Source organism: Bradyrhizobium sp. B117 (assembly GCF_038969555.1).
Lineage (GTDB): Bacteria > Pseudomonadota > Alphaproteobacteria > Rhizobiales > Xanthobacteraceae > Bradyrhizobium.
Genome location: NZ_CP152414.1, coordinates 5,628,534 through 5,646,392 on the forward strand (window position 1 = coordinate 5,628,534; position 17,859 = coordinate 5,646,392).

Annotated in this window: 22 protein-coding genes; 12 read left to right on the top strand and 10 right to left on the bottom strand. The window is 65.8% G+C overall.

The window, feature by feature from the left end; all coding sequences use genetic code 11:
- Positions 1 to 5 precede the first annotated feature (5 nt).
- Together AAFG16_RS27640 and AAFG16_RS27645 are read left to right on the top strand one after the other, a co-directional pair.
- Entirely contained in the window at positions 6 to 1,136 is a 1,131-nt protein-coding gene (locus AAFG16_RS27640) for a hypothetical protein (protein WP_342730351.1), read from the top strand.
- A 96-nt stretch (positions 1,137 to 1,232) separates the two neighbouring features.
- A complete protein-coding gene (locus AAFG16_RS27645) occupies positions 1,233 to 1,484 on the top strand; it encodes a hypothetical protein (RefSeq protein WP_342730353.1) in 252 nt (83 codons plus the stop codon).
- Positions 1,485 to 1,500: 16 nt separating this feature from the next.
- Here the strand turns inward: AAFG16_RS27645 and AAFG16_RS27650 are convergent, their stop codons facing one another.
- The 4 genes from AAFG16_RS27650 to minC all read right to left on the bottom strand — a co-directional run bounded on the left by AAFG16_RS27650 (position 1,501) and on the right by minC (position 3,691).
- Positions 1,501 to 1,686, bottom strand: coding sequence for a hypothetical protein (locus AAFG16_RS27650; RefSeq protein WP_283079520.1), 186 nt, complete (start codon positions 1,684 to 1,686; stop codon positions 1,501 to 1,503).
- 191 nt (positions 1,687 to 1,877) lie between these two features.
- On the bottom strand, positions 1,878 to 2,159 hold the full coding sequence (gene minE, locus AAFG16_RS27655) for a cell division topological specificity factor MinE (protein WP_283079521.1): 282 nt from the start codon (positions 2,157 to 2,159) through the stop codon (positions 1,878 to 1,880).
- A complete protein-coding gene (gene minD / locus AAFG16_RS27660) occupies positions 2,156 to 2,971 on the bottom strand; it encodes a septum site-determining protein MinD (protein WP_283079522.1) in 816 nt (271 codons plus the stop codon). Before minD ends, minE begins: the two co-directional genes overlap by 4 nt.
- 21 nt (positions 2,972 to 2,992) lie before the next feature.
- On the bottom strand, positions 2,993 to 3,691 hold the full coding sequence (minC, locus tag AAFG16_RS27665) for a septum site-determining protein MinC (RefSeq protein WP_342730356.1): 699 nt from the start codon (positions 3,689 to 3,691) through the stop codon (positions 2,993 to 2,995).
- A 404-nt stretch (positions 3,692 to 4,095) separates the two neighbouring features.
- Between minC and panB the strand changes: the two genes are divergently transcribed.
- A complete protein-coding gene (gene panB / locus AAFG16_RS27670; RefSeq protein ID WP_342730358.1) occupies positions 4,096 to 4,917 on the top strand; it encodes a 3-methyl-2-oxobutanoate hydroxymethyltransferase in 822 nt (273 codons plus the stop codon).
- 30 nt (positions 4,918 to 4,947) lie between these two features.
- On the opposite strand, the gene AAFG16_RS27675 is transcribed toward panB, so the two are convergent.
- Positions 4,948 to 5,952 carry an ABC transporter substrate-binding protein gene (locus AAFG16_RS27675; RefSeq protein ID WP_342730360.1) on the bottom strand — a complete coding sequence of 335 codons (1,005 nt, stop codon included), beginning with the start codon at positions 5,950 to 5,952 and terminating at the stop codon, positions 4,948 to 4,950.
- 100 nt (positions 5,953 to 6,052) lie between these two features.
- Between AAFG16_RS27675 and AAFG16_RS27680 the strand changes: the two genes are divergently transcribed.
- From AAFG16_RS27680 to AAFG16_RS27705, 6 genes are all read left to right on the top strand, one after another.
- Complete coding sequence (locus AAFG16_RS27680) at positions 6,053 to 6,700, top strand: TetR/AcrR family transcriptional regulator (protein ID WP_342730362.1); 648 nt, start codon at positions 6,053 to 6,055, stop codon at positions 6,698 to 6,700.
- Positions 6,701 to 6,784: 84 nt separating this feature from the next.
- Positions 6,785 to 7,555: an ABC transporter permease gene (locus tag AAFG16_RS27685; RefSeq protein ID WP_342730364.1), complete on the top strand. Its 771-nt coding sequence runs from the start codon at positions 6,785 to 6,787 to the stop codon at positions 7,553 to 7,555.
- A 16-nt stretch (positions 7,556 to 7,571) separates the two neighbouring features.
- Positions 7,572 to 8,609 (top strand): NAD-dependent epimerase/dehydratase family protein, encoded by a 1,038-nt coding sequence (locus AAFG16_RS27690; protein WP_342730366.1) that lies wholly within the window; start codon positions 7,572 to 7,574, stop codon positions 8,607 to 8,609.
- Positions 8,596 to 9,417 (top strand): GNAT family N-acetyltransferase, encoded by an 822-nt coding sequence (locus AAFG16_RS27695; RefSeq protein WP_342730368.1) that lies wholly within the window; start codon positions 8,596 to 8,598, stop codon positions 9,415 to 9,417. Before AAFG16_RS27690 ends, AAFG16_RS27695 begins: the two co-directional genes overlap by 14 nt.
- A 6-nt stretch (positions 9,418 to 9,423) precedes the next feature.
- The gene (locus AAFG16_RS27700; RefSeq protein WP_342730370.1) at positions 9,424 to 10,479 is read left to right on the top strand and encodes a dihydrodipicolinate synthase family protein; all 1,056 of its coding nucleotides are present in this window, start codon (positions 9,424 to 9,426) and stop codon (positions 10,477 to 10,479) included.
- Positions 10,467 to 11,249: an ABC transporter ATP-binding protein gene (locus AAFG16_RS27705; protein ID WP_342730372.1), complete on the top strand. Its 783-nt coding sequence runs from the start codon at positions 10,467 to 10,469 to the stop codon at positions 11,247 to 11,249. The genes AAFG16_RS27700 and AAFG16_RS27705 overlap by 13 nt, the downstream gene beginning before the upstream one ends.
- 150 nt (positions 11,250 to 11,399) lie before the next feature.
- Here the strand turns inward: AAFG16_RS27705 and AAFG16_RS27710 are convergent, their stop codons facing one another.
- From AAFG16_RS27710 to AAFG16_RS27720, 3 genes are all read right to left on the bottom strand, one after another.
- Positions 11,400 to 12,491, bottom strand: a complete 1,092-nt coding sequence (locus AAFG16_RS27710) for a TRAP transporter substrate-binding protein (protein WP_342730374.1) — start codon at positions 12,489 to 12,491, stop codon at positions 11,400 to 11,402.
- A 515-nt stretch (positions 12,492 to 13,006) separates the two neighbouring features.
- Positions 13,007 to 13,264, bottom strand: coding sequence for a hypothetical protein (locus AAFG16_RS27715; RefSeq protein ID WP_283079533.1), 258 nt, complete (start codon positions 13,262 to 13,264; stop codon positions 13,007 to 13,009).
- A 64-nt stretch (positions 13,265 to 13,328) separates the two neighbouring features.
- Positions 13,329 to 14,279, bottom strand: a complete 951-nt coding sequence (locus AAFG16_RS27720) for a DUF2778 domain-containing protein (protein ID WP_342740985.1) — start codon at positions 14,277 to 14,279, stop codon at positions 13,329 to 13,331.
- Positions 14,280 to 14,483: 204 nt separating this feature from the next.
- Between AAFG16_RS27720 and AAFG16_RS27725 the strand changes: the two genes are divergently transcribed.
- Positions 14,484 to 14,921 (top strand): DUF1810 domain-containing protein, encoded by a 438-nt coding sequence (locus tag AAFG16_RS27725; protein WP_342730376.1) that lies wholly within the window; start codon positions 14,484 to 14,486, stop codon positions 14,919 to 14,921.
- Between the two features lie 10 nt (positions 14,922 to 14,931).
- Here the strand turns inward: AAFG16_RS27725 and AAFG16_RS27730 are convergent, their stop codons facing one another.
- Together AAFG16_RS27730 and AAFG16_RS27735 are read right to left on the bottom strand one after the other, a co-directional pair.
- Positions 14,932 to 15,708: a crotonase/enoyl-CoA hydratase family protein gene (locus tag AAFG16_RS27730; protein ID WP_342730378.1), complete on the bottom strand. Its 777-nt coding sequence runs from the start codon at positions 15,706 to 15,708 to the stop codon at positions 14,932 to 14,934.
- A gap of 35 nt (positions 15,709 to 15,743) precedes the next feature.
- Positions 15,744 to 16,226: a tautomerase enzyme gene (locus AAFG16_RS27735; RefSeq protein WP_342730380.1), complete on the bottom strand. Its 483-nt coding sequence runs from the start codon at positions 16,224 to 16,226 to the stop codon at positions 15,744 to 15,746.
- A gap of 103 nt (positions 16,227 to 16,329) precedes the next feature.
- Between AAFG16_RS27735 and AAFG16_RS27740 the strand changes: the two genes are divergently transcribed.
- Both AAFG16_RS27740 and AAFG16_RS27745 read left to right on the top strand, forming a co-directional pair.
- Positions 16,330 to 16,944 (top strand): helix-turn-helix domain-containing protein, encoded by a 615-nt coding sequence (locus tag AAFG16_RS27740; protein WP_342730382.1) that lies wholly within the window; start codon positions 16,330 to 16,332, stop codon positions 16,942 to 16,944.
- 16 nt (positions 16,945 to 16,960) lie between these two features.
- A complete protein-coding gene (locus tag AAFG16_RS27745; protein WP_342730384.1) occupies positions 16,961 to 17,746 on the top strand; it encodes a fumarylacetoacetate hydrolase family protein in 786 nt (261 codons plus the stop codon).
- The last annotated feature ends 113 nt before the right edge of the window (positions 17,747 to 17,859 follow it).

The following is a 17,859-nucleotide window of genomic DNA, read 5'->3' on the forward strand; positions in this document are numbered from 1 at the left end:
GGGCCATGTCTGCCGATATGCTTTGGACGCGCCGGATGGCGGCGCTTGCGCTGATCGTCGCCGCCAATTTGGCCCTCCCCGCTTTTGCCGCGACCGCGGACAATCCGGTCGCCGGCAAGCAAGTGCGCTTTCCGCAAGGGGTATGGAGCGCCCTGCCCCAGGTCGGCCCTGACGGCAAGGTGAGGCAATGCGTGCTGATTGCGCCGAGGCAACGCAGCAAGGCGGGCGGCAAGGTCGACACCGCCTTCGCCCTCAACATCAGCCGCGGCTTGGGCCTCTCCCTCATGTTGATGGATGACGGCATGCCGAGCGAACGCGTGCTGGACGACCAGGCCGAGATCGTCATCGACGGCCGCAGCTTCCCCGCGATCGGCTTCCCGGTCGGCAACGCCTTCGCGCTGCATCCGGGCGATGCCGAGGGCATGCTGGCGGCACTCGGCAAGGCGCGGGACGTCACGCTGCGCTCGGACGGGGCCGGCGTCGATTCCGGACCGATCGCACTCAATCTGCCGGCGGATGCGCTGAGCTGGCTGAAGCAATGCGGCAAGACCTTTGACATCGCGATCGACAAGCCGACCGATCCCGATGCGCCGGAGCTGCCGGCGGCGCGCCCGCGCTCGCCGAAGATCTCGGTGACCCCGCCGACGCCGGCCGGCCCGCCCGGGATCGAGGACAAGCAGAAGATCGAAGGCTGGGATGCATCCGAGCTGCGCAACGGCGACGGGGCGATCGTCGCCTGCTTCATCCGCCGGCGCTATCTCATCGGCACGGACGCGCCCGCGCCGCAGCGCCGTCTCGGAATTTTCCTGATCGTCAGCCGCGCGAAGGGGCTGACCATGATGCTGAAGGATTCCAAGCTCAACCGGCCGGAAGGCCAGGCCATCGAGGCGACGCTGAGAATCGGCAATGCGCCGTTCGAGGCGTTCTCCGCGCAGGTCGAGGGCCCCGACGAGATCGGTCTATTCCCGCAGCATGGGGCCGCGTTGGCCGAAGCGATCGAGACGGGTTCGGTCCTGGCGATCAAGGCCAAGACGATCGAGGACAATTACGAGTTCTCGGTGCACCCGGGCGTGATCGGCTGGCTGCGCGCCTGCGCCAGACGCAACGCCATTGCCATCGAGCCCGCCGGACGATGAGGCGCCGTTAAGCATCGCGGCGTGGAACCGCCGCGTTGGCAAATATTCGTCACAATCATCACCAGCATGCGGCCTGCTTCGAACAGGAGACCCCCCATGCGAATTGCCAACCTCGTTTTCGCCGGAGCTCTCATGGCCGGCTCCGTGCTGACTGCCCCGGCACCGGCGAAGAATTCCGAAGCCCAGAAAGGCGAGGACAAATCGGCCCCGTCGTCATCGTGCAGCGCCTATCAGCAGGCAGCGGACGGATCGTGGGAGCAGCTGCCCTGCAAGGAAACCGGCGAGCGCGCCCAGCCGCAGACGCAACACCGCGCCCCGGCACAAGGACCGGATCACGAGGAGCGCTGACCGGACATTTCCGCGGTCAGCCCTGGGTAGGGCCGCGCATGATCTTCATGGCTGCCTCGATGTGGCGCCATTCGTTGGCCTCATCGGCCTCGCCGCGGCCCTCGCAGGCCTGGGCCTGCTCGGCGGCCTTCGCAATCGCAGCGAAGCCGTGCTTTTCCAGCATCTGGCGCGCGATGGTGTGGACCTGGACCTCGGACATCATGGGCGCTCTCCTATTTCAGGAAACCGCGGCGCCCGGCTCGGCGCTCCGCGGTCTCTGACAACGATCGAGCCGCCGCCCTCGTTCCGCGCCGGTCCACATCCACACAACAACAAAGGCGGCCCGCCATGCCCGGCGGACCGCCTGTTCACCCACCCCAAGTACGCCAAGGTTGGCAGCCTTCGTCAGGTCCCCTACCCGACGGCGACCCTCTTGCGCTCGATATCGTTGGGCACCTCGATATCGACCTCCAGGGTCGAGACCTCGTCGCCGCGCTCGAGCCGGACGATGACCTTGGTCGGATCCAGCGTGACATGCCTGGAAACGACGGCGAGGATTTCCTCACGCAGCACACCGAGCAGATCGGGCTGGCCGCGCAGTCCGCGTTCATGCGCAAGCAGGATCTGCAACCGTTCGCGGGCGACCGGTGCGGAGGCTTTCTTGCCGCGAAGAAGTCGAAGCAGACCCATGCTCATGCAGCCCTCCGTCGCAGCAGGCGATCCATCAGACGCCTGCGCTCGGCGGGAACATGCATCGTCACGCTCTCACCGCAGAGGCGCTTGGCCGCGTCCATATAGGCCCGCGCCGGCGCACCATCCGCGTTCGAGAGCGTCACCGGCGTGCCGACGTTGGAGGCCTTCAACACGTCCTGGCTCTCGGGGATGATGCCGAGCAAGGGCGTTGCGAGGATTTCCAGGATGTCGTCGATCGTCAGCATCTCGCCGCGCGCGGCGCGGGAGGCATCGTAGCGCGTGATGAGAATGTGCTTCTCGACGCGCTCGCCCTTCTCGGCCCGCACGGTCTTGGAATCGAGCATGCCGATGATGCGGTCGGAATCGCGCACCGAGGAGACTTCCGGATTGGTCACGATCACGGCCTCGTCCGCGAAGCGCATCGCCATGGAGGCGCCGCGCTCGATGCCGGCCGGGCTGTCGCAGATCACCCAGTCGAAGCGGCTGCGCAGCTCGGCGATGACCTTGCCCACCCCCTCTTCCGTCAGCGCGTCCTTGTCGCGCGTCTGCGAGGCCGGCAGCAGCCAGAGGTTATCGAGCCGCTTGTCCTTGATCAGCGCCTGGGGGAGTTTCGCGACGCCCTGCACCACGTTGATGAGGTCGAACACCACGCGGCGTTCGGCGCCCATCACAAGGTCGAGGTTGCGCAGGCCGACGTCGAAATCGACGACGACGACCTTGTCGCCCCGTTGCGCGAGCGCAGCCCCTAGCGCGGCGGTCGTCGTAGTCTTGCCGACCCCGCCCTTGCCTGACGTCACGACCAGTACCTTACTCATCTGAAATGTCTCCTTTGCTGGTCAGTTCAGTGCTGTAATTCGCATGGTATTCCCCTGCAGCCAGGCCTGCGCCGGCTTGCCGCGCAAGGCGGCATCGATGTCGTCCGCAGTCTGGTAAAACCCATCAATTGCAAGCAGTTCGGCCTCGATCTTCTGACAATAAATCCGCGCGCTCTTGTGCCCATTGACGCCCGCCATGGCGCGGCCGCGCAGCGCGCCATAGACGTGAATGGAGCCGCCGGCGACGACCTCGGCACCGGAACCGACCGAGCCGAGAATGGTGACGTCGCCTTCGGGAAAGATCACGGTCTGGCCGGAGCGCACGGGCGCCTCGAGCAGCAGCGAGGTCGGCTTGGCATCGGCCTTCGCCTCAGGCTTCTTCGGCGCGCTCGGCTCGACCACGCAGCTTCGCCCGCCCGAGAGCAGCGGCGGCATCGCCGGTGTCAGCCGCGATTCGTCCACGCCCTCGATGCCGAGCACGCGGATGTTGCGGTCCTGAAGGCTGGTGAGCAGATGACCGATGCCGGACTGGCTAAGGTCGACCGAGGACAGGTCCACCACCACGGGCCGGCCGACGAAGAAGCCCGGCGAGCGGGCGATCGTGGTATCGATCTCCTGGAGCCAGTCCTGAATCGGAACCGTCGGCACGAATACGAAGGCCACATAGGAGCGCCCGCGCAGGCGCACCATTTGGCGTTGGACTTTTGCTGCAGCCTCCATGACGGCCGACTCGATCCCCGTTATTGAATAGTTAACGATGCGGCCGATTTGGTTAATGGCTGGTTAATTCCGCTGTGGGGTTACGTGGGGGCGAGCTGCGCTGCGATGACCGGCAGGGCCCCGGGCGAGCGTTGGACGGACGCCCTCGCCCAGCACGCCACTGTCATCGCCCGGCTCGACCGGGCGATCCAGTACTCCGAGACGGTTGTGGGTCAGTTGAGAAGCCGCGGCGTATTGGATGCCTCGGTCAAGCCGGGGCATGACACCGGTGTGTGGGGCGGGCGCTGCCCCCTCTTCCTTCACCTTTGCTCGCGTCCATTTTGATCGCAACGTCAATCATCCCGCATTGACATGCCAATGGCATCTGGCTTCGATCCGCCTCCCCCCGGATATGGAGCCCGAGCATGTCAGTTCAGTCGTCCATCAGGCGGAAGACCGCGCCGGACATTCGGGCCCGCAAGCGTGGCGAGCCGATCGTCATGCTGACGTCCTACCATGCGCATACGGCAGCGCTGGTGGACCGGCATTGCGACGTCATTCTGGTCGGAGACTCCCTTGGCAACGTCATGCACGGCTTCGAGACCACGGTGCCTGTTACGCTCGACATGATGATCCTCCAGGGCGCAGCCGTGATGCGCGGGTCCAGGCAGGCGCTGGTCGTGGTCGATATGCCGTTCGGATCGTATGAGGCCTCCAAAGAGCAGGCGTTCAACTCCGCGGTCCGGATCATGAAGGAAACCCAATGCGGCGCGGTGAAGCTCGAAGGCGGCGTCCGCATGGCCGAGACGATCGCATTCCTGTCCGGGCGCGGCATCCCGGTGATGGGACATATTGGCCTCACCCCGCAATCCATCAACACGCTCGGCTCGTTCCGGGCTCAGGGGCGCAGCGAAACGGATTGGGGGCCGATCGAGGACGATGCCAAGGCGGTCACCGATGCCGGTGCATTCTCGGTCGTCGTCGAGGCCGTGGCCGAACCGCTGGCGCGCAAGATCACCGAGGCGATTGCAATCCCGACGGTCGGCATCGGCGCGAGCGCGGCGTGCGACGGCCAGGTGCTCGTGCTCGAGGACATGCTGGGGCTATCGCCGCGAACGCCGAAATTCGTCCGGCGCTACGGCAATCTCGGTCCGGCCATCGAAGCCGCGATCGAGGCGTATGCCGCCGACGTGCGCTCGCGCGCCTTTCCCGGGCCCGAACACGTGTACGACATGAAAAAAAGTTGACGACGCGCGGCCGCCATCAGGCCGCGTGCCCTACTTCTTCACCTTGCTCGCATCCATCTTGATGCTCGGATCCAGCATCTTGGTCGAAAACGCCGTCGTCACGTCGAACGGCTTCTCCATGCCGAGATAGGTCTGGACCAGCTCGTAGTCCTTCTTCATCCTTTCGCCGTCGATCCAGCCGAGGCCCTTGGTGGTGGTGAACTCGTCGGTCATCAGGAACTTGATGCGCTCCCACTGGCGCTCCTGGTTCTCCTTGTCGAGGCCGGAGACCTGATCGAGCAGCGCCTTCAGGCACGGCGTCACGTCGGCGACGCAGGCCGCAAAGGCCTTCTGCGAGATGCGCACGAAATCTTCGACGAGCTTGGGATTCTTCTGAAGATAGGCGCCGTTGACGATCAGCGAATTGCCGTACGGGTTGAGCCCGATGTCCTTCCAGTTGACGTAGCCGAGGTCCTGTCCGAACTCGATCACCTTCAGATCGTGCTCGTTGTAGAAGTCGCTGATGATGTCGACGGTGTGGCTCTTGAGCCCGGCGATCTTCGCGGTCGGCCCGATATTGACGAAGCTGACGGAGTCAGGGGCGATGCCCGCGGCCTTGGCAAAGGCCGGCCACATCACGCGCGAGGCATCGCCGGGCGGATTGCCGATCTTGTGGTTCGGAAAGTCCTTCACGCCGTTCACGCCATAGCTCTTCAGCCAGTAGAAGGTCTGCCCGGTGTTGGCGTAGATGCTCATCAGCGCGACGTCGTCGGCGCCCTTGCTCTTGGCGACCAGCATGGTGGCGAGATCGGCGATGCCGAAGGGCGAGCCGCCGGAGCCGACCTTGGCGGCGGAGACGCCGGAGCCCTTGCCGACCTCGATGGTGAGGTCAATGCCGGCCTTCTCGTACCAGCCCTGCGCCTTGGCGTAATAGAACGGCGAGTGGTCGGCCGTCGGCGTCCAGTTCAGGATCAGATTGACCGCTTCGCCCGCGCTGGCCGGCACCGCCGGCAGACCGAGCACCAGCGCCACAACAGCCGCCTGCAAACGCTTCATCGCATCTCTCCCTGTGCCCGCGACCCGGCTTGTCGCTCTCCCCATGTGAGGATACCAATGCAACAAGGCCGCCCTCAACTTGTCAACTGTTTGGTTGGAAATGCCCGCAAAACGTTCAGGCGACACCGTGCCGCAGCGGCGCGACCCCGTCGCCACCCGCAACAAGCTGCTCACGGCGGCCCGCCTGGAGTTCGCCAAGCACGGCTTTGCGGGCGCCCGCGTCGACGAGATCGCCGAGCGCGCCGGCGTCAACAAGCAGCTGGTCTACCACTATTTCGGCGACAAGGACGCGCTATATCTCGCCGTGCTCGAATGGGTTTACGCTGATATCCGCGAGCAGGAGCGCCAGCTCAATCTCGAAGGCCTGCCGCCGGAAAAGGCGATCCGGAAGCTGATCGAAGCCTCGTTCGATTACCTCGCCACCAACCCTGATTTCATCGTACTGCTGAACGACGAGAACCGCGGCGGCGCCCGCCACGTCCGCGGCTCGACGCGGCTCGAGGCGATGCACTCGCCGCTGGTCCGGAGCGTGTCCCACATCCTGCACGAGGGCGTCCGCGCCGGGGTGTTCCGCAAAGGGATCGACCCGATCCAGCTCTACATCTCCATCGCCGGCCTCAGCTATTTCTATCTCTCCAACACGCCGACGCTGTCGGCGATCTTCGGCAAGGACCTGTCGAGCCGGGCTGCGCGGCGCGCCCGCCGCCGCCACGTCGCCGACCTCGTGCTGCATTCGCTCCGGCCGTAATCAACCAACTGGTTGAAACTTACCCCAGGGACGTTTAAGCTCACCACCAGCGGCATCGTCGCTGCTAGCAACAGGGAGCAAACGGTGGCAGGAGACGCAGCCCGCACCTCGCGCAGCTTTGCGGTCATCCTGATCGTGCACCTCGCCGTGCTCGTGCTGTGGCAGGTTGCGGTCGACGCTTTCCACGTGCCGAAATTCATCCTGCCGTCCCCGCTGGCGACGGTTCAGACGCTGGGAACCGCAAGCTATGCCTGGGGCGCCAACACGCTGGTCACGGCGATCGAGATCCTCGGCGGCTTCGTGCTCGGCGCTTTCGTCGGCGTCGCGCTCGCGGTGATCTTCAGCTGGGCGCCGCTGGTCAGCCTCGTGCTGCTGCCGCTGTTCGTGACGCTGAACATGATCCCGAAGGTCGCGCTCGGCCCGCTCTTCATCGTCTGGTTCTCCTACGGCATCGTGCCGAACATCCTGATCGCCTTCAGCATCTGCTTCTTCCCGATCCTGCTCACCACCGCGCGTGGGCTGCGCGAGGTCGAGCCTGATCTGCTCGATCTCGTCAAATCGCTGCGCGGCTCGCGCTGGACGCTGTTCCGCAAGATCCAGCTGCCGGGATCGCTGCCTTACGTGTTCTCCGGCATGAAGGTCGGCGCCATCCTCGCGGTCGCCGGCGCCATCGTCGGCGAGTTCATCGCCTCCGAGCGCGGGCTCGGCTACCTCATGATCCAGGTGCAGTCCTCACTCGACACGCCCGCGATGGTGATGGCGGTCGTGCTGCTGACCCTGCTCGGCGTCGCCCTCTACGGCCTAGTCCTCGCCCTCGAACGCGCGTTCGTGGTCGGCGACGCCAGGCAAGCCTAACTGAAGGACCGCCCCCATGCTGCTCACCCGCGAGAACCTGCCGAAGACCATCCCTGATATCGCCGCACTGGACGATCTCCTGTGCCGGCCGACGCAGGCGCTGATCGACGATCTCAGGAAGGTCCAGGGCGATATCATGGTCCTCGGCGTCGGCGGCAAGATGGGCCCGACACTGGCGGGGCTCGCGAAGGCCGCTGCCCCGGATCGCCGCGTCATCGGCGTCGCCCGCTTCAGCGAAGCCGGTGTGAAGGACTGGCTGCACGCGCGCGGCGTCGAGACCATCAATTGCGATCTGATGAACGAGAAGGCGATTCATTCGCTGCCGAAGGCGCCGAACATCATCTTCATGGCCGGCCGCAAATTCGGCGCCGAGGGCGATCTGTCGCTGACCTGGGCGATGAACGCGCATGTGCCGGCGCTGGTCGCGCAGGCGTTTCCCTCGTCGCGTATCGTGGCGTTCTCGACCGGCTGCATCTATCCCTTCGTCCCCGTCGACGGCCAAGGCTCGACCGAGGAGATGGCGCCGAACCCGCCCGGCGAATACGCCCAATCCTGCGTCGGCCGCGAGCGCATGTTCGAGTATTTTTCCCGCAAATTTTCGACGCCCGGCCGGCTGTTCCGCCTCAACTACGCGATCGACATGCGCTACGGCGTGCTGCACGACATCGCCACGAAAGTCCTGAGCGGCACCCCGATCGACGTCAGCCTCGGTCACGTCAATTTCATCTGGCAGGGCGATGCGTCCGCGCAGGCGCTGCGGTGCCTTGCGCATTGCACGGCGCCGACCTCGCCGATCAATGTCAGCGGCCACGAAATTCTGGCCGTGCGCGATCTCGCGCAAAAGTTCGGCGCGCGCTTCGGCCGCGCGCCGGTGCTGACGGGCAAGGAAGAGCCGACGGCCTGGCTCACCGACACGTCCAAGGCGGTCGAGCTGTTCGGCCTGCCGGTTGTCGATACCGAGCAGCTGATCGCATGGACCGCGGACTGGGTGTCCCGCGCCATGCCGAGCCTCGGCAAGCCGACCAAATACGAGGTGCGCGATGGACGCTACTGACGCTCCGCCCATCCTCAAGCTCGGCGTCGCCGACGCGATCGCCGGGCTCGCGCTGTCGACGGAGGCGCACTGGAACCAGACCGAGGAGGACTGGCGCATCTTCCTGCGCGACGGCATCGTGTTCGGCATTCGCGACGGCATGCGGCTGGTCGCAACCGCAGCCCTGCTGCCCTATTCCAGCAACAACGCCTGGATCAGCATGGTGCTGGTATCAGCCACGCACCGCCGCCGCGGTCTCGCAACGCGCCTCGTCGATGCTTGCCTCCAGACCGCGCGCAAGAACGGCCTGACCAGCTGGCTCGACGCCACCCCCGACGGTGCGGCCGTCTATGGCCCGCTCGGCTTCACGCCGACGCTGCAATTGCGCCGGCTGAAGCTGGTGAAGCCGACGCAGGCCTCCGTGCCGTCGCTGTCGGCCGCCACGCTCGAGGCGTTTTGCGTGCGCGACCGGCGGGTCACCGGGTTCGACCGGACCGCGCTCCTCACCGCCTTTGCCCAACGCTCCGGTTCGCGCATCGTCGCAGCGAATGGATGCATCGCGCTGGTCCGCGACGGCCGAACCGCGCGCCACATCGGCCCATTATTCGCTGACAATGCCGCTGACGCGCTGGCCCTTGTCCACGCGATCGCCAGCTCCGAACCCCGCCCCCTCCTGATCGACGCCGTCGCCTCGCAAGCTGCGTTCCTGGAAGGATTGACCGCCTCTAGCTGGACCATCGAGCGGCCGTTCCAGCGCATGCGGTTCGGCCCTGCCACATCAGCGGGCGACGAAATGCCATTCGCCGTCGCCGGCCCCGAATTCGGATAGGACATCATGCACCACAGCCAGATCAACGCAGACGTCCGCAAGCTGATCGCCGAGGGCACCGTGCTGCCGGCGCATCCGCTCGCCCTCACCGCCGAGCGCCAGCTCGACAAGCAGCATCAGCGCGCGCTGACGCGCTATTACATCGACGCCGGCTCCGGCGGCCTTGCCGTCGGCGTGCACACCACGCAGTTCGCGATCCGCGATGTCGGCCTCTACCGCCCCGTGCTCGAGCTCGCCGCCGAGACTGCCGCCAACTGGACCAAGCGTCCGCTGGCGATGGTCGCGGGCCTTGCTGGCCCCACCACGCAGGCCGTCACGGAGGCCCGCACCGCCCGCGACATCGGCTATCACGCCGGCCTGCTCAGCCTCGCCGCGATGAAGAGCGCCTCCGAGGACGAGATCATCGCGCACTGCACCGCCGTCGCGGCGGAAATCCCGCTGGTCGGCTTCTACCTCCAGCCCGCCGTCGGCGGTGTTGTCCTGTCGAGCCGGTTCTGGCAGCGCTTTGCCTCGATCGACAATGTCATCGCCATCAAGATCGCGCCGTTCAATCGCTACCGCACGCTCGACGTGCTGCGCGGCGTCGCAGCGGCCGGCGCGCTCGACCGCGTCGCGCTCTACACCGGCAATGACGATCACATCCTGCTCGACTTGATGCTGCCGTTCGATCTCCGCGACAAGGGCGTCACCACGCGCACCTACTTCAAAGGCGGCCTGCTCGGCCATTGGTCGGTCTGGACCGCGAGCGCGATAAAACAGTTCGAGCGCTGCAAGGCGGCGCGGCACAAGGACAGCGTGCCAGCCGACCTGCTCGCGCTCGATGCCCGCGTCACCGATTGCAACAGCGCCTTCTTCGACGTCGCCAACAATTTCCACGGCTGCATCGCCGGCTGCCACGAGATCCTGCGCCGTCAGGGCCTGATGCAGGGCCTGTGGTGCCTCGATCCGAACGAGGGCCTCAGCCCCGGCCAGAAGGACGAGATCGACCGCGTCTGCCGCGAGCATGCCGACCTCAGCGACGATGCTTTCGTTGCGGCAAACCTCAGCAAATGGCTGGCATGAGCTCCGAGGCCTTCATCAGCCTGCAAGGCGTCCGAAAAGTCTATCGGACCGGCGGCGCCGAGTTTTTGGCGGTGTCCGACGTCACCATGGACGTGCAGGAAGGTGAGCTGGTCTCGCTGGTCGGCCCCTCCGGCTGCGGCAAGACCACGGTGATGAAGATTCTTGCGGGCCTGCACAGCGCCGACGGCGGCCGCGTCAGCATCGGCAACGCCAAAACCCCGTTCGATCCCACGTGCGACATCGGCATGGTGTTCCAGCAGGCGTTGCTCCTGAAGTGGCGCACCATCCTGGACAACGTGCTCTTGCCGGCCGAGATCGTCGGCCTGCCCATGAAGGCTGCGCGCGAGCGGGCGCGCGACCTGCTCGACCTCGTGGGCCTTGCCGGCTACGAGCAGAAATATCCGCAGCAGCTGTCCGGCGGCATGCAGCAGCGCACCGCGATTGCACGCGCGTTCATCCACGATCCAAAACTGATCCTGATGGACGAGCCGTTCGGCGCGCTGGATGCGCTGACGCGCGAGCAGATGAACCTGGAGATGCTGCGGATCTGGCGCGAGAGCGGCAAGACCATCATCTTCGTCACGCACTCGATCCAGGAAGCGGTGTTCCTGTCCTCGCACTGCGCGGTGCTGACCGCGGGCCCGGCCAGGATGGCCGATTACTTCCCGATCGACCTGCCCTTCCCCCGCGACCTGCCGCTGAAGACCACGGACGCGTTCGGCGCCTATGCAAGGCGGATTTACGCGAAGCTGGGACTGGGCGCGGCTTAGACCGCTCGCTCGGACCTCGTAGGGTGGGCAAAGCGAAGCGTGCCCACCACCTCGATCGCACTCGCGGACAGATGGTGGGCACGGCGCAAGGACGCCTTTGCCCACCCTACGGGAGCGCGGTGCAATCGCGGCGCCGCACTCGCCTGACGATCACGTCTTGTTGCGCATCTTGCTGAGCAGATAGTTGTCGTAAAAATTCTCAGCGATCTGCGTGTAGAACAGCAGTTCCTTCTGATACGCGTCGTGGCTGTCCTTGGTGCGCTTGAACAGGTCGCTCTTGGCGGCGAGCTCGTTCAGGTGCTCCTGGGTGGCGTTGTAGCAGGCCTCCAGCACCGGCTGCGGGAATGCCTTCAGCTCCGCGCCGTTGGCGATCAGCCGCTTCAAGGCCGCCGGATTCACGCTGTCGTACTTCTCGAGCATCCAGGCACCGGCCGCCGAGGCGGCCTGGTTGACGATCGCCTGATAGTGCTTCGGCAGGCTCGCCCATTTCTCGTCGTTGACGATCATGTGCAGCATGGCGCCGCCTTCCCACCAGCCGGGGAAGTAGTAGTATTTTGCGACCTTCTGGAAGCCGAGCTTCTCGTCGTCATAGGGACCGACGAATTCGGCCGCATCGATCGAGCCCTTCTCCAGCGCCGCGTAGACGTCGCCGCCGGCGAGCTGCTGCGGCACGATGCCGAGCCTGGCCAGCACATGGCCGCCCATGCCGGCGATGCGGAATTTGAGGCCCTTGAGATCGTCGACGGTCTTGATCTCCTTGCGGAACCAGCCGCCCATCTGGGTGCCGGAATTGCCGCAGAGGATGGCGTGGGCCTTGAAGGGCTTGAGCGCCTCGTTGGCGAGATCGGCGCCGCCGCCGAAAAACCACCAGGACTCCTGATGGCGATGGTTCATGCCGAACGGTGCGCCCGTGGCGTAAGCCAGCGCCGGCTCCTTGCCGATGTAGAAATAGAGCGGCGTCTGCGCCATCTCGACCGAGGCGACGCTGACGGCGTCAAGCGCCTGCAGGCCGGGCACGAGCTCGCCGGCCGCAAAGGTCTGGATTTGGAATTTGTTGTCGGTGGCGTCGGCCACGTATTTCGCAAAGGTCTGTGCCGTGCCGTAGATGGTGTCGAGCGACTTCGGAAAGCTCGAGGTCAGGCGCCATTTGATCTCGGGCGCGCTCTGCGCAATCGCAGGTGCAGCCACCAGCGTCGTCGCGCCGGCGACTGCGCCGCCCTTGAGAAATGTACGGCGTTTCATGATGAGCTTTCTCCCTGAATCAAGGTTTGAAATGGATGGCTCCGGTCAGCCCAGGGCTGCGGTCTTGGCGGACCGTTTGCCTGTTCCTGAGGCAGAGTTCAAGCCGCGAGAACGCATGGCGCCGCACCGGCCGCCAAAACAGCGCACCGAACCAAGGGCTTGCCGCGAACGCCTCAGGCGTCCCTGGATCAGGTCTCCTGGAGGAAGACCGATAGCGCCCGCTGCAGTTCCTTGAACGCGCGGCACCCGGCCGCTCTGCGTCTACCCGAAGATCGCGTCCTACAAGGGCAGCGGCACGAGCAACGACGCCGGCAACTTCGCCTGCATCGACCCCGGCTTCAGGCACGGCGGCGACCACGACTTCCACGATGACGACGACGGTCGCGGCGACGACAGGCATTGAGGCGCTGTCCACGTCCTGACCAGCGAAACGAGCACGGCGCGCGGTTCGACCGCGCGCCGTATGCGTAAGACGGCGTACGGTCGCGCCGCAATTTGTGGAATGAGCATACCGCTCAGAGCAGCTTCGCGCTCACGAACAGCGCCCGCACGGCGTTGGTTGCCTGCACCGCGAGCATGGCGTTCTCGGCGGCGCCTTCGAGGGCCGCGACCGCGTCTTCGTGCAGCGCGCGGAATTCCATCCACTCGACAGATTTGAAGTTGGTGAGGAACTGATAGGCTTGGCCGACGGTCGCGATCGCCAGCGTGTCACCGTTCAGGCGGATCTTGAACGTCGTACGCAACGGGGTTTCGGACTTTGATGGATCACTCATGGGCTGCTTCTGGACGATGACGGCTTAACGAAGGGAAAACGGCAGCCCCGCCGTCCGGCGAATATCAGGAAGCGGTGCTGGCGCGTTGCGACGCCGTCGCCGATCCGCCCAGGCTCGGCACCACGACGAGGCGGTTGAACTCGCCATTGTCCCAGGCCTTGAGGAAGCGGTCATAGTCCCTGATCGAGACGCAGCCGTTGGAATCGCCGCGCGGCCCCAGCATGTAGCTGTGGGTGAGCAGGCCCACGCGGCCGAGCGCGCTTGTGCCCTCGGTCGGCGTCAGGCGCAGCGCGCGGATGCCGTGGAACAGCTTTTCACGCGGCTTGAGATCGTAGATCGCGGGCGGGGTCGCGCCCACCATGCGCTGGTCGACATGGTCGGGGTCGTCCATCAGCGCGCCCATGCCCGAATGCGCTTCCAGCGCGACGCCGCTCGGCAGGTAAAGCGCCTTGGCCTTGATGTCGTAGACCGCGGTGCGCGAATCGTAGCCGAGGGCGGCGAGATCAGGCCCCTTGGCGAACAGACCATCGCCGGGGGTCAGCGAGGCGAGCTTGATCTTGTCGGTGAATTTTTCGAAGAAGCTCCGGTTATCGACCTTGGGACTGGTGTCGGCATAGGACTGGCTGGAGGCGACCTGGGAGGCGAAATCGGCCTGCACCGGACGCGAGCGCGGCATCGGGACGGCGTCGGCGCGCTGCGCGGGTCTCTGCTCCTCGACGGCATGCCGGTCGTCATCGGTCAGCGTCGAGCGCCACTCGTCGCCCTGAAGCTTCTGGGCGAGCATCGCCTTGGCGTCGCGGAGCTTGAGCTGGACCGCGTTCAGGGCGGAGCGCTCGATCGTCCGCAGGCCCAGATCACGAGCAGGCGGGTTGCCCGACAGCGATGCGAAGCGGTCGTCAAACGAAGGGGTATTGGCGGGCGGCAAGGACGCGGTGACCAACGGGGCCGAGTCGCCGATATCCGCAACCCAGGCGGCGGCACCCAGCGCCAGCGCGACGGCGGCCAGAGACAGCAGTATCGTTTCGGTCCGCCCAATACGGCGGCGCGACGACAACAGCCTCTCGGCGCGTACGCGGTCGGAAACCATCAGATCCCCAAATCGACCCCCGGGGGACCCACCCCCACCCGGAGATTCTCTATACCAGCTACCACATTGGGAGCCAAAAGTTAGGCATAATCGCGGCCGGCAACGGCCCGTCTAGGCGTCCCAAGGTATCCTATGACCGATCCTTTCGATCTAGATCGCTTCATCCGGGCCCAGGACCCGGTTTTTCACGCCGTCCGGGAGGAGCTGGCCCGGGGACGGAAGCAGAGCCACTGGATGTGGTTCGTCTTCCCGCAAATCACCGGCCTCGGCTTCAGCGCCATGTCGCAGCGCTACGCCATCGGCTCGCGGGCGGAGGCTGAGGCCTATCTCGCCCACCCCACGCTCGGCCCGCGCCTGACCGACTGCACGCGCCTCGTCCTCGCCGTCGAGGGGCGTACCATCAACGCCATCCTCGGCGCGCCGGATGACGCCAAATTCCGCTCCTCGATGACGCTGTTCGGCGCGGTGTCCGACCAGCCCGTCTTCGGCGAGGCGCTCACCCGGTATTTCGCAGGCGAGCGCGACGGCGCGACGCTGGAGATCCTGTCGAAGCTCGACCGGCCGGCGTAGCCGCCTGCGATCAGCGGCCCTGGAAGAGCGCCGCGCGACGCTCGATGAAGGACTGGATGCCCTCCATCGCGTCGGCGCTGCCGAGCACGCGATCGCGGATTTTCGGGATGTAGGCGATCGCAGCCGCCTCGCCGCCTTCGATGTATTTCGCCGCCGCTTCCTTGGTCACCTGAATGCCGAGCGGCGCGTTGCGCGCGATGATGGCGGCGAGCGCCATCGCCCGCTCGACCTGCTCTCCCGGCGCCACGATCTCCTGGACGAGGCCGATCGCATGGGCGCGCTCGGCCGAAAACTCGTCGCACAGGAACAGGTGATACATCGCATCACCCCAGCCGGCGCGCGAGAGAAAGCGGAAATGCGCGCCGCCGAGCGGCGCGATGCCGCGCTTCGCCTCCATCTGGCAGAAGCGCGCATCGTCGGCCGCAACCACAATGTCGCCGGCGAGCATCAGCTCGATGCCGATGGTGAAGACGATGCCCTGCACGGCTGTGACGATCGGCTTGCGGCAGCGCTTGCTAAGCCCGAACGGATCGACGTTGCCGTCCTTGATGTTGCGCTTCTCCGCGGTGGGACCGAAGAACTTCGGCATATCCAGTCCCGCAGTAAAATCCCTGCCGTCGGCGCAGATCACGCCGACGCGGTAGGCCTCGTTGTCGTGCAGCTCGGTGAGCGCATCGGACAATTGCTCCATCATCACCGGGGTGAACGCGTTCTTCTTCGCGGCGTTGTCGATGATGATCTTGAAGACGTGGCCGTGCACCTCGGTGCGGATCTGACCTTCGCTCATGTGCTTCTCTCCAGATTGTTGGTGTTGGCAGCAGATCAGGCCGGCGCCTGAATCGCCGCGCAGATCGCCTCGATCCGCGCCGGCGTGAACACGCCGGAGTCGAGGAGCTGGAGGATCGAGAGCACCCCGCCCCGCGATCCCCAGCTGCCCTCGTCGATGATCTCGAAATTGACCCACCATGTCGGCGACGGCGCCGGCATCCCGCAGGCTTCCGCAAGCCGCGCCAGCATGTTGCGGATCACCTCCGCGCGCACCGCCGCAGGCCAGGCCGCGTTCATCACCGCGATATTGACGGTGATGATGTCGCGCGGTGCGTCCTGGTCGGACAGCAGCCGTCCGCCGATCGCCATGCTGTCGGGCGGCAGGTCGTGGAAATGCACCTGAAAACCCATTCGCGCCGCTGGCGCGTGCTGACCGACTTCGGGCTCAAGCACGGCGTCGGTCAGACTTTCCGCAAGAAGCCGGCGCTGCGGTAGGCCAAGCCGTCCGGCCGGCGCAGTCACGGTGATGATGGTCAAGCTGGCACCTCCGCATGACTATGACACGCGTCATATTTCAGCATAGCTTGCCTATGTCAAGCGTCATAGTCTAGATGGAGGGCAGCCAATTGTGGAACTCCCGATGACCACCGCCACCACACGCGACAAGATGATCGCCGGCGCCGCCGACCTGATGAGCCGCCGCGGCGTCAATGCCACCAGCATGCGTGACGTCGTCCGCCATACCGCGACGCCGCGCGGCTCGATCAGCCACCACTTCCCGGATGGCAAACGGCAATTGATCGCCGAGGCCGTGACCTTCGCCGGCAAGCAGGTGGCCGTTCCCCTGGAGAAATCCATGAACCAGCACGGCGTGATCGGCGGCCTCGAGGCTTTCGTCGCTTCGTGGCGTCGCAGGCTGGAAGCGACTGGCTTCGAGGCCGGCTGTCCGGTGCTGGCCGTCGCCGTCGACCGCTATGTCGGTGAAGGCTCCGACAAGGACGACGAGACGGCGCAGCAGCATCTGCTCGATCTCGCCGACGGAGTGTTCGCCGATTGGCGGCAGATCATGCGCGCTGCCTTGCTGCGCGAAGGGCTGGCTGCGGAGCGCGCGGAGCGGCTTGCCACGCTCGTCGTGGCCTCGATCGAAGGCACGGTCGCGATGTGCCGCGCCAATCGCAGCGCTGATGCGCTCGATCAGGTTCAGGACGAACTGGAGGCGGTGCTGTCCACCGCCCTCGCCCGCACGGCCGGATAGAATGGGAGACGCTCCGATGGACCTGTCCCGACAACGCGAGCTCGCCCGCCATCTCGCCAGTCTGCGGCGCGAGAGCCGCCAGCAAAGCGGCCTCGATGCGCATCTTGTGCCGCCGGACCCCGACACGGCGTACCGCGTCGCGCAGATGGTGGAAGAGGAATTGGGCTGGGCCGTCGTCGGCTGGAAGATTGCCGGCATGAAGCCCGGGCTGCAGCGCCAGCTTCGCACCTCCTCGCCGATCTACGGGCGGGTGTTCGCGCCGCTGATCAAGACCTCGCCCGCGAGCGTCGAGCATGCGAGGCAATGCAGCCCGATCCCGGAGGTCGAGTATCAGGCACGCCTCGGCGCGGACCTGCCGCCACGCGCCAAGCCGTACACCGTCGAAGAGATTGGCGATGCTGTCGCCTCGCTGCATCCCGGCATCGAGCTTGCCGAATGCCGCTTCGTCCACGACGCGGCGTTTCCACCGATGCCGGCCATCCTGGCCGACGGCGCAGGATCGGGGACGATCGTCCTTGGCGAGGCGATCGCCGACTGGCGCAGCCGCGACATCGCGAATCAGGAGGTCGTGCTGAATTGCAATGGTGTGGAAAGGCGCCGCGGCAGCGCGGCGGAGGCGATCGATCATCCGCTGGTGCCGCTGACCTGGCTCGCCAACGAGCTGTGGCGAACCGGAATTGGTCTCAAGGGCGGACAGACCATCAGCACCGGCACGCTCACCGGCATGCTGCGGCCGAAGGCGGGCGAGACGTACATTGCCGACTTCGGCCCGTTCGGGACCGTGAGCGCGACCTACGCCTAGTTTCATCGGAACGGCGTCTTGGACGAATGGACGCATGCGGACCAAGCATAGCGGCCGCCAGCGTAAACCGGCGATTAAGATGGTCCGCCTATTTTTACGAGAATATCTTTCTC

What these genes read in the sequence shown, in the direction of transcription:
- AAFG16_RS27640 (WP_342730351.1), top strand. Translation starts at nt 6, where the DNA reads ATGTCTGCCGATATGCTTTGGACGCGCCGGATGGCGGCGCTTGCGCTG.
- AAFG16_RS27645 (WP_342730353.1), top strand. Translation starts at nt 1,233, where the DNA reads ATGCGAATTGCCAACCTCGTTTTCGCCGGAGCTCTCATGGCCGGCTCC.
- AAFG16_RS27650 (WP_283079520.1), bottom strand. Translation starts at nt 1,686, where the DNA reads ATGATGTCCGAGGTCCAGGTCCACACCATCGCGCGCCAGATGCTGGAA.
- minE (WP_283079521.1), bottom strand. Translation starts at nt 2,159, where the DNA reads ATGAGCATGGGTCTGCTTCGACTTCTTCGCGGCAAGAAAGCCTCCGCA.
- minD (WP_283079522.1), bottom strand. Translation starts at nt 2,971, where the DNA reads ATGAGTAAGGTACTGGTCGTGACGTCAGGCAAGGGCGGGGTCGGCAAG.
- minC (WP_342730356.1), bottom strand. Translation starts at nt 3,691, where the DNA reads ATGGAGGCTGCAGCAAAAGTCCAACGCCAAATGGTGCGCCTGCGCGGG.
- panB (WP_342730358.1), top strand. Translation starts at nt 4,096, where the DNA reads ATGTCAGTTCAGTCGTCCATCAGGCGGAAGACCGCGCCGGACATTCGG.
- AAFG16_RS27675 (WP_342730360.1), bottom strand. Translation starts at nt 5,952, where the DNA reads ATGAAGCGTTTGCAGGCGGCTGTTGTGGCGCTGGTGCTCGGTCTGCCG.
- AAFG16_RS27680 (WP_342730362.1), top strand. Translation starts at nt 6,053, where the DNA reads ATGCCCGCAAAACGTTCAGGCGACACCGTGCCGCAGCGGCGCGACCCC.
- AAFG16_RS27690 (WP_342730366.1), top strand. Translation starts at nt 7,572, where the DNA reads ATGCTGCTCACCCGCGAGAACCTGCCGAAGACCATCCCTGATATCGCC.
- AAFG16_RS27695 (WP_342730368.1), top strand. Translation starts at nt 8,596, where the DNA reads ATGGACGCTACTGACGCTCCGCCCATCCTCAAGCTCGGCGTCGCCGAC.
- AAFG16_RS27700 (WP_342730370.1), top strand. Translation starts at nt 9,424, where the DNA reads ATGCACCACAGCCAGATCAACGCAGACGTCCGCAAGCTGATCGCCGAG.
- AAFG16_RS27705 (WP_342730372.1), top strand. Translation starts at nt 10,467, where the DNA reads ATGGCTGGCATGAGCTCCGAGGCCTTCATCAGCCTGCAAGGCGTCCGA.
- AAFG16_RS27710 (WP_342730374.1), bottom strand. Translation starts at nt 12,491, where the DNA reads ATGAAACGCCGTACATTTCTCAAGGGCGGCGCAGTCGCCGGCGCGACG.
- AAFG16_RS27715 (WP_283079533.1), bottom strand. Translation starts at nt 13,264, where the DNA reads ATGAGTGATCCATCAAAGTCCGAAACCCCGTTGCGTACGACGTTCAAG.
- AAFG16_RS27725 (WP_342730376.1), top strand. Translation starts at nt 14,484, where the DNA reads ATGACCGATCCTTTCGATCTAGATCGCTTCATCCGGGCCCAGGACCCG.
- AAFG16_RS27730 (WP_342730378.1), bottom strand. Translation starts at nt 15,708, where the DNA reads ATGAGCGAAGGTCAGATCCGCACCGAGGTGCACGGCCACGTCTTCAAG.
- AAFG16_RS27740 (WP_342730382.1), top strand. Translation starts at nt 16,330, where the DNA reads ATGACCACCGCCACCACACGCGACAAGATGATCGCCGGCGCCGCCGAC.
- AAFG16_RS27745 (WP_342730384.1), top strand. Translation starts at nt 16,961, where the DNA reads ATGGACCTGTCCCGACAACGCGAGCTCGCCCGCCATCTCGCCAGTCTG.